At 71.8% G+C, this 8,143-nt stretch carries 7 protein-coding genes; 4 read left to right on the top strand and 3 right to left on the bottom strand.

The window, feature by feature from the left end; translation table 11 throughout:
* Positions 1-15 precede the first annotated feature (15 nt).
* Entirely contained in the window at positions 16-1,980 is a 1,965-nt protein-coding gene (locus tag ACFWVP_RS33490) for an ABC1 kinase family protein (protein ID WP_384501768.1), read from the bottom strand.
* Positions 1,981-2,526: 546 nt separating this feature from the next.
* Here ACFWVP_RS33490 and ACFWVP_RS33495 point away from each other — a divergent pair.
* The gene (locus ACFWVP_RS33495; protein ID WP_384501769.1) at positions 2,527-3,537 is read left to right on the top strand and encodes a helix-turn-helix domain-containing protein; all 1,011 of its coding nucleotides are present in this window, start codon (positions 2,527-2,529) and stop codon (positions 3,535-3,537) included.
* A 267-nt stretch (positions 3,538-3,804) separates the two neighbouring features.
* Here the strand turns inward: ACFWVP_RS33495 and ACFWVP_RS33500 are convergent, their stop codons facing one another.
* Complete coding sequence (locus ACFWVP_RS33500) at positions 3,805-4,257, bottom strand: MarR family winged helix-turn-helix transcriptional regulator (RefSeq protein ID WP_384501770.1); 453 nt, start codon at positions 4,255-4,257, stop codon at positions 3,805-3,807.
* Positions 4,254-4,865, bottom strand: coding sequence for a DJ-1/PfpI family protein (locus ACFWVP_RS33505; RefSeq protein WP_384501771.1), 612 nt, complete (start codon positions 4,863-4,865; stop codon positions 4,254-4,256). The genes ACFWVP_RS33500 and ACFWVP_RS33505 overlap by 4 nt, the downstream gene beginning before the upstream one ends.
* Before the next feature lie 173 nt (positions 4,866-5,038).
* Here ACFWVP_RS33505 and ACFWVP_RS33510 point away from each other — a divergent pair, with 173 nt between their 5' ends.
* From ACFWVP_RS33510 to ACFWVP_RS33520, 3 genes are all read left to right on the top strand, one after another.
* Positions 5,039-6,415: an aspartate aminotransferase family protein gene (locus ACFWVP_RS33510; RefSeq protein ID WP_384501772.1), complete on the top strand. Its 1,377-nt coding sequence runs from the start codon at positions 5,039-5,041 to the stop codon at positions 6,413-6,415.
* A gap of 66 nt (positions 6,416-6,481) precedes the next feature.
* Positions 6,482-7,201, top strand: a complete 720-nt coding sequence (locus tag ACFWVP_RS33515; protein ID WP_384501773.1) for a GntR family transcriptional regulator — start codon at positions 6,482-6,484, stop codon at positions 7,199-7,201.
* A 147-nt stretch (positions 7,202-7,348) separates the two neighbouring features.
* Complete coding sequence (locus ACFWVP_RS33520; RefSeq protein WP_384501774.1) at positions 7,349-7,999, top strand: hypothetical protein; 651 nt, start codon at positions 7,349-7,351, stop codon at positions 7,997-7,999.
* Positions 8,000-8,143: the final 144 nt, after the last annotated feature.

Consider the following 8,143-nt stretch of genomic DNA (forward strand, 5'->3'; position numbering starts at 1 on the left):
GGCCGTCGCGCGTGATCAGCCCCGGCCCCGGGAGATGGAGAAGACCACCCGCAGCACCAGGATGAAGCTGACCACCAGCAGGTTGTAGCCGATCAGCTGGCTCAGCGAGACGGACCCGATGATCGTGGGCTTGCCGTCGATGCTCAGCAGTACGGAGCCGACCAGCGCGATGACCCCACCCAGGAAGGTCAGCAGTACGTCGTGGACCAGGCCGCGCACGAAGCGCCGGTCCCGTTCGTCCGCCAGCAGCCGTATCCGGATCCCCAGCCTGCCGCCCTCCAGCGCGCTGCTGACCCTGTCCACCCGCCGCGGCAGCCGGCGCAGGACCGAGGTGAGCGAGACCGCCTCCTCGATCAGCGACTCCTTCACCCGCTCGTAGCTCAGCTGCTCCTTCACCCGTGCGGCGGCGAAGGTACGGGCCTGCGCGACGATGTCGAAGTCCGGCACGAGCCGTTCGACGGTGCCCTCCACGGTGGCCAGTGCCCGGAAGGTCGCCGCCACCTCCGGCGGGACGGTCAGACCGTGCTGGGCGACGAGCTGGAAGAGCTCGGAGAACATGTCGGGCTGGGGTTTGCTCCCGGGACTCAGGCACCGCGCCATGAACCGGCCGAGCGAACGCTCCAGCTTCCGCTCGTCGATCTCCTCCGGGCGCTCGACGACCTCCAGGAGCGCGTCACTGAGCGCCGCGGGGTCGTTGCGGTGGAGGGCGAGCAGCAGGTCCTGCAGCGCGGAGCGCATCCTCCGGTCGAGCCGGCCGACCGAACCGAAGTCGATCAGACCGAGCTCCCCGCTGCTCAGCAGCAGCACGTTCCCCGGGTGCGGATCGGCGTGGAACACGCCTCCGAGCATGATCTGTTCGAGGACGCAGTCGAGCAGCTGCTCGGCGAGCTTCGCACCGTCCAGGCCGCGTTCGGCGATCAGCTCCTTCGCGGAGCTGAGGGGAACGCCGTGCAGCCGCTCCAGGGTCAGGACCCGCCTGCTGCTGTACCCCTCGTACACGCGTGGCGTGCGGATGGTGCGGACGGCTCCCGACTCCGCGGCCCCGGCGATGATGGCGGCCATGTTGCGGGCCTCGGTCCGGAAGTCCAGCTCCTCGTTGAGCGATACGGCGAAACCGTTCATCAGCTCACCGAGCCCCAGACTCCGCGCCCAGCGCGTGTGTTCCTCCAGCTTGCGGCTGATCCGGAACAGGATGTCCAGGTCGCGCTCCACGACCTGCCCGGCTCCGGGGCGCTGGATCTTCACCGCGACCTCCTGGCCGTCCATGAGCCGGGCCAGGTGTACCTGGGCCATCGATCCGGCGGCCAGCGGCCGCGGATCGAACTCGGCGAAGACGGCCTCCGGTTCGCAGCCCAGCTCCTCGGCGAGGAGCTCCCGTACGCGCTCCCAGGGCTCCGCCGCGGCCTGGTGGTGCAGCCGGGAGAACTCCTCGACGTATTCGGCGGGAAGCAGGTCGTAGCGGGTGGAGAGCATCTGACCGAGCTTGACGAACGTCGCGCCCGCCTCCTCCAGCGCCCGTCGCAGCCGCTGTGCGGAGTGGCGCCGTCCCGCGGAGGTCTCCTTCGGCGAGCCGCCTGCCTTCGACAGCCCCCGCAGCGAGGGCGAGAGGCCGTTCCGCATGGCTATGGCGCTGAGTTCCGCGTAGCGCCTGGTACGTACTACCCGCCGGCGCAGCACGCCGGGCAGTCGCACGATGTCGGTCAGCGTGCTGCTGGGCAGCATGACCTCCGAGACCGCCAGGAAGATCATGGTGACCAGGATGCCGCAGCCCACCTGCACGGAGGTCATGGCCGGCCGGTGACTGCTCGGGCCCATGGCCGAGATGATCTGCATCGTCGCCAGGACACCGACCGTCCCGCCGAGCGCGGCCCGGATCTTGCCGATTCTGATGCCGAGCAGCCGCCGGGCGCCCATGGAGAGGCCGACCAGGGTGAAGACGAAGAGAACGGGAATGAGAATCAGGAATGCTGTGTGCTGCATGGACGGAGCCTTTCCCGGACCGGAGTCCAAGTGCGGTGCGGGTACGGGGATTTCGCCGTCGGCGCGCCGGGCGCCGCATTCCCTTCGGCGATTCTGTGCGGCTCTTCCGGGCGCCCGCGGCCATTCTGTGCGGCTGCGGCCGGACCACTCCACCGGACCCCCGTTCAGGAAACTGCAGATGTGGACAGGGCGACGTCCCTGGCAAGAACGTGCAACGGTGACGGTGCGGGGCATGGGTGCAAGGCATATTCGTCCGCACCGGACTTGGGTCGGCCGTCCGGACCGGCGGCTCGGGGGGTGCGAGGCGACGCAGTGGGGCGGGGCGGGGTTGCTCCCCCTCGGCATCCGAAACAGGTGCTCGCACGGCGTTTCTGTCCCCTTGCCCGGAAATCTCGCTTTCTCTTTCCGGGGGGCGGGGAAGTGGCCGTGGGAAATGGCCGGTTGTGCCGTTTACCCGAGTGTGACCGTGGGAAACCCGGGTGGCCGTGGCACCAAGCTGTCGAAACCGGCTCTCGAACACACGGTCTGTGCTGGAGGCGGCCTAAGTTGACCACTCAGAGGGGCGCGGTTCTGCCCGGAGGAAGCAACTTCCGAGAGGTCGACGTGGCGGATACGGGGATCGGTCTGGATGTGCGGTCGGAGCTGCTCTACCGCACGATGCTCAAGCGCGCGGTATGGCGGACGCGGGAACTGGCGCAGGCTCTCGCGTGGCCGGTGGACCAGGTGCTGCGGGTGCTGGACGCGCTGCGTTCCGAGAGTCTCGCCAGCGCCTCCGGAGAGGACGGGGCGGCGTTCCGGGCCGTCGAGCCGTGCATAGCCCTGCCGGCCCTGCTGGCCAGTCGCATGCGGGAGGGCCGCTCGCCGCAGCCCTGCCCGGTCCGGATCGGCAGGTTCATCGCGCTGCACGAGCAGGCGGAACGTTTCGGGGATTCCGGGGAGGGCGGCGAGAGCCGTCACGACGTGTCCGTCGTGATCGAGCGGCTGGTCGCCAAGGTCGAACGCGAGGTCGTGTTCCTCGTCCCGCACTTCGGTGAGGGCGGCTTCGAGTTCTCCCGCCCCGTCGTGGACATGGTGCTCAGGCGTGGCGCCAAGTTCCGTGCGGTGTGGGCCTCCTCGGTGATCAAGGCACCGGCCGCCATGGCCCATGCCCAGTGGCTGACGCAGGAGGGCGCCGCGCTGCGCTCGGTCGGCACCCTGCCGCCCCGCGCGATGATCATGGACCAGGCGGTCGCCGTGGTCGTCGACGAGACCGAGGGGATCCGGGTCGTCCGGTCCTCGGTCGAGCTGGAGCGGCTGAGCGCCCTCGCCGAGCGGTTCTGGGAGCGTGGAGCGACCGTACGGCAGACGGGCCGGCATCCCGTCGCCCCGACCCGCCGCCCCCGTTCGGAGATCGTCCTGCGGCTCCTTTCGGAAGGCCTCACGGACGACGCGATCGCCCGCAGGCTGGGGTGCAGCGTGCGAACCGTGCGCAACGACGTGGCCTCCGCCATGGAGGCACTTGACGCGCGTAGCCGCTTCCAGGCCGGGGCCCGCGCCATGCAGGTGGGCCTGATCTGAGGGCCGCCGCCCGTTACGGACGGTGCGTCAGCCGTTGCCGGACGGGTGGGTCGGCCGGCTGACGGGGCGGAGCGACGCAGGCCCGGTCCGGGCCCCGGTGTCCGTCCGATTCCCGTCCGAACCCGTCCGTGGCCCGACGCGGCCGCCGTGCGCGGTCATGAGGGTTCCGCCATGGCAGCCGTCACGGGGGCCGCTGCCCTGGCCGCGTCGTGTACCGCCGTCACCGGCCTGTGGCCCGGTGGCACCGAGTACAGCGGGGCCCCGCCCTCACCGCGTATCCGCCGTCACCGAGTCCATCGCCGCGGACAGCCGCTCCAGCACCCGTACGGTCTCCGCGAACCCCTCCTCGCCCAGCTCCTCGGCCAGCCGCGCCGCGAACTCCGCGTGGCCCGGGCCGATCCGGTCCACCGAGGCCCGCCCCTCCCCGGTGGGCCGGAGCAGCTTGGCCCGGCGGTGGGCCGGGTTCGGCAGGTACTCCGCGAGGCCCCTGTCCACCAGCAGATCCGCGATCCGCTGCACACTCTGCCGGGTGATCCCCATCGCGCGGGCGATCCCCGACACGGGGAGCGGCTCGGCCAGGACCGCGCCGAGCACCTGCCACCACGCCGCCGTCAGCCCGGCCGGCCGCGCCAGTTCCTCCGCCACGGACAGGAACTGCCCGTTGAGGCGGAACACCCCGAGGGCCGTGCGGCTGAACCGGTCCTGATCCCCGCCGCTCATCCCTGGAGCACCTCGTAGGCGCTCGCGTCCGAGTCGTGGAAGAGCCGGAACCACGCGTCCAGCTTCTCCGGCCCGTACACCCCGAGCAGGCCGAGGATCTCGCGGGCGAAGGCGACGGGCTCGGTCGGCCCGGCGGTGATCAGCGCACCCGTCCCTGGCCCGCCGGGATCCGTCACGGCGTCGGCCTCGGTGTAGTGCGGGCCGCCCGCGTATCCCGTGGCGGCGAGGTAGAAGGACACCGCGCTCGTGTGCGTCCGGTCGTCGAGCAGGCCCTCACGGGCGAGGCCGGCGGTCGCCCCGCAGACGGCCGCCACGGGAACCCCCGCGTCCAGGAAGGCGCGTGCGGTGCGGGCGAAGGGGGCGAGGGTGTCGCCGGTGTCCCAGAGGGAGGCGCCGGTGAGGACGAGCAGCGCGCTGTCCTCGGGGCGCAGGCCGTCGAGCGCGAGGTCGGGCACCACCCGCAGCCCGCCCATGGTGGTGACCGGGGCGCTGGTCGGCCCTACGGTCCGAACGGTGTGGCCGTGCTGGGTGAGATGGGCGGTCGCGAAGCCCGGCTCCCAGTCGGCGAACGTGTCGTAGACGGCCAGATGGACGGTCGTGCCGGTCATGGTGACCTCCTGGGGGAGTACGGAACCCGCCGCTTCTATGACAGAAGGCTGTCATGAAGGCAGCATGCTGTCAACGTGGTGCGACCGTGGACCCGACACCCTGCCGAGCGCCACGCCCCAGGCCGTACACAGTGGCCATGGAGCGACACCGGGCGGACGCCTACGCTCGCCGCATGACCCCTCATGCCTCTCGTGCTCCGTACGTCGACTCCGCCGCGGGCGCGGCCGTGAAGGCCGCCGACCGTGCGCATGTGTTCCACTCCTGGTCCGCCCAGGGTCTGATCGACCCGCTCGCCGTCGCCGGCGCCGAGGGGGCGTACTTCTGGGACTACGACGGCAACCGCTACCTCGACTTCACCAGCGGCCTCGTCTTCACCAACATCGGCTACCAGCACCCCACGGTCGTCGCCGCGATCCAGGAACAGGCCGGCAAGCTCGCCACCTTCGCCCCCGCGTTCGCCATCGAGGCGCGCTCCGAGGCCGCACGCCTCATCGCCGGGCGTACCCCCGGCGACCTGGACAAGATCTTCTTCACCAACGGGGGCGCGGAGGCCGTCGAGAACGCAGTCCGGCTGGCCCGGCTGCACACCGGCCGCACGAAGGTGCTCTCCGCCTACCGCTCGTACCACGGGGCGACCTCCACCGCGATCAACCTCACCGGGGACCCGCGCCGTTGGGCGTCCGACAACGGGTCCGCGGGTGTCGTCCGCTTCTGGGCGCCCTTCCTTTACCGCTCGCCCTTCTACGCGCTGACGGAGGCCGAGGAGTGCGCCCGCGCGCTCCAGCACCTGGAGGACACCCTCGCCTTCGAGGGCCCCTCGACCGTCGCCGCCGTCATCCTGGAGACCGTCCCCGGCACCGCCGGCATCATGACGCCCCCGCCGGGCTACCTGGCGGGCGTCCGCGAGATCTGCGACCGGTACGGGATCGTCTTCGTCCTGGACGAGGTGATGGCCGGATTCGGGCGTACCGGCAAGTGGTTCGCGGCCGACCACCACGACGTGGTGCCGGACCTGCTGACGTTCGCGAAGGGCGTCAACTCCGGTTACGTACCCCTCGGCGGCGTCGCCATCAGCGCCGAGATCGCCGCCACCTTCGAGACCCGCCCCTACCCCGGCGGCCTCACCTACTCCGGCCACCCGCTGGCCTGCGCCGCCGCCGTCGCGACGATCAACGTGATGGAGGACGAGAAGATCGTCGAGAGCGCCGCACACCTCGGCGAGCACATCCTCGGTCCCGGTCTGCGCGAACTCGCCGAACGGCACCCCTCGGTCGGCGAGGTCCGCGGCCTCGGCGCGTTCTGGGCACTGGAACTGGTCAGGAACAGGGAGACCCGCGAGCCGCTGGTCCCGTACAACGCGACGGGCGGCGCCAACGCCCCGATGGCGGCCTTCGGGGCGGCCTGCAGGAGGAACGGCCTCTGGCCCTTCATCAACATGAACCGCACCCACGTGGTCCCCGCCTGCAACGTCACCGAGGCCGAGGCCGAGGAGGGCCTCGCAGCCCTGGACGCGGCCCTCACGGTGGCCGACGGGCACACGGTCCGGTAGGCGCGGGACCGGACGCCCCTGCCGGTCGGTCTAAGGTGACCGGAGCCGAGAACCGGGAGGGGCGTCATGGGTGCGAGCGGAGGTGTGACCCGCAGTACGCTGCGGCAGCAGATCGCCGACGCGCTGCGTGACGAGGTGCTCGCGGGGCGTCTCCGGCCGCGGGTCGAATTCACCGTCAAACAGATCGCCGAGCAGTACGGGGTGTCCGCGACGCCCGTACGCGAAGCGCTGTTCGACCTCTCCGCGCAGGGCCTCCTCGAATCCGACCAGCACCGGGGCTTCCGGGTCCGCGAATTCACCGTCGCCGACTACCGGTCCATGGTGGAGGCACGCGCCCTGGTCATAGACGGGGTGTTCCGGGGCATCGTCGACGGGGCGGGTCCCGCCTCCGAGCTGCTCGCCACCCACCGCGCCGCCGTGGTCTCCGTGCGCCGCCGGGCCGAGGAGGCCGCCCGCGCCGCGCGCTGCGGCGACCTCGACATCCTGATCGGCTACGACCTGCGCTTCTGGCGGGAGCTCGGCGTGATCGCCGGCAACACCTACATCACCGACTTCCTGCACCGGCTGCGCGTCCAGGCGTGGGTCTTCGCCGTCCCCTACCTGCGGGGGGACGCCGACGTGCGGGAATGGCTGTGGAACCGCCACCAGGACCTCGTCGAGGCCATCGCGGCCGTCGACGGCGCCGCGGTGCGCGCGGTACTGGACGACTACCACCGGCACGGGCTGAACTGGGCGGACCGGCTGGCCGCGGGCAACCCCCCGCACCCCGGCCACGGGGACGGCTGAGCCGCACACACACCCCGCGGGCGCGCCCCGGCCCGGGAGCACCGGGCACCCCCGCCGAGCGGTGTCCGACCCGCGCTCTGTGCGCCGGGCACGGGCCGCATTACGCTGTCCCGACCATCGCACGAACCCGTTGGAGAGCGAGACTTCGTGGCCTGTGACCTGTGGCTGGTCCCCCTCGTCGATGTGCTGTGCCACAGCCCCGACAACCCCTTCGCCGAAGAGATCGCCGTCTACGACAAGGCGCTGGGCGAGGCGGGCCTGCCGCCCGTCCCCGTCTACGCCTACATGCCCGGCCTCACCGGGGACGTCGCCCCGGTCGCCGGCTTCGACTACGACGCCCTGCACTTCCTGCGCCGCGCCTACCTGCTCCAGCTGAGCGGGCTCGCCGTCACACCCGTCGACGCGCTCGGCGGGGACTACGAGCAACTGCTGGAGATGTTCGAGCAGAGCGCCCAGCAGTCGCACCTGGTCTGGCACTACGACCACGCCGGGGCCTACGTACCGCTGGACTTCCCCGCACCGCTCTCCAACGACCGACTGCTGGAGGGCGGCGGCCCGCTGGGCTCCTCGCACGGCCTGCTGCGGGAGCTGGAGTTCGTCGGTCCGGCCATCGGCATCGATCCGGCCAACCCTCCGGCCGCCCCGCTCCCGCCCATCGGACCGACCACGCTGGAGGAGCCGGCCGGGCCGATCCTGCACGACGAGAGCCCGTTCGCCCGCGAACGGCACGTCTGGCTCGGCCTGCACGCGGCGGCCACCCGCAGCCTCGCCCAGGGCTCGATGATCATCTTCAGCTGACGCCGGTCACCGGGAGCCGCCCCGGGCGTTGTCGCCCCGGGCGGCTCCCGGCCGGGTGCGTGCGGTGCCCGGGGATGCGGGCGGGGGGACCCCGGTGGCGTTGACCGGGGCGACACCGGCGGGCGCTGGGGCGGCCAGGTGGGG

This window comes from Streptomyces sp. NPDC058637 (genome assembly GCF_042717325.1).
Classification (GTDB): domain Bacteria; phylum Actinomycetota; class Actinomycetes; order Streptomycetales; family Streptomycetaceae; genus Streptomyces.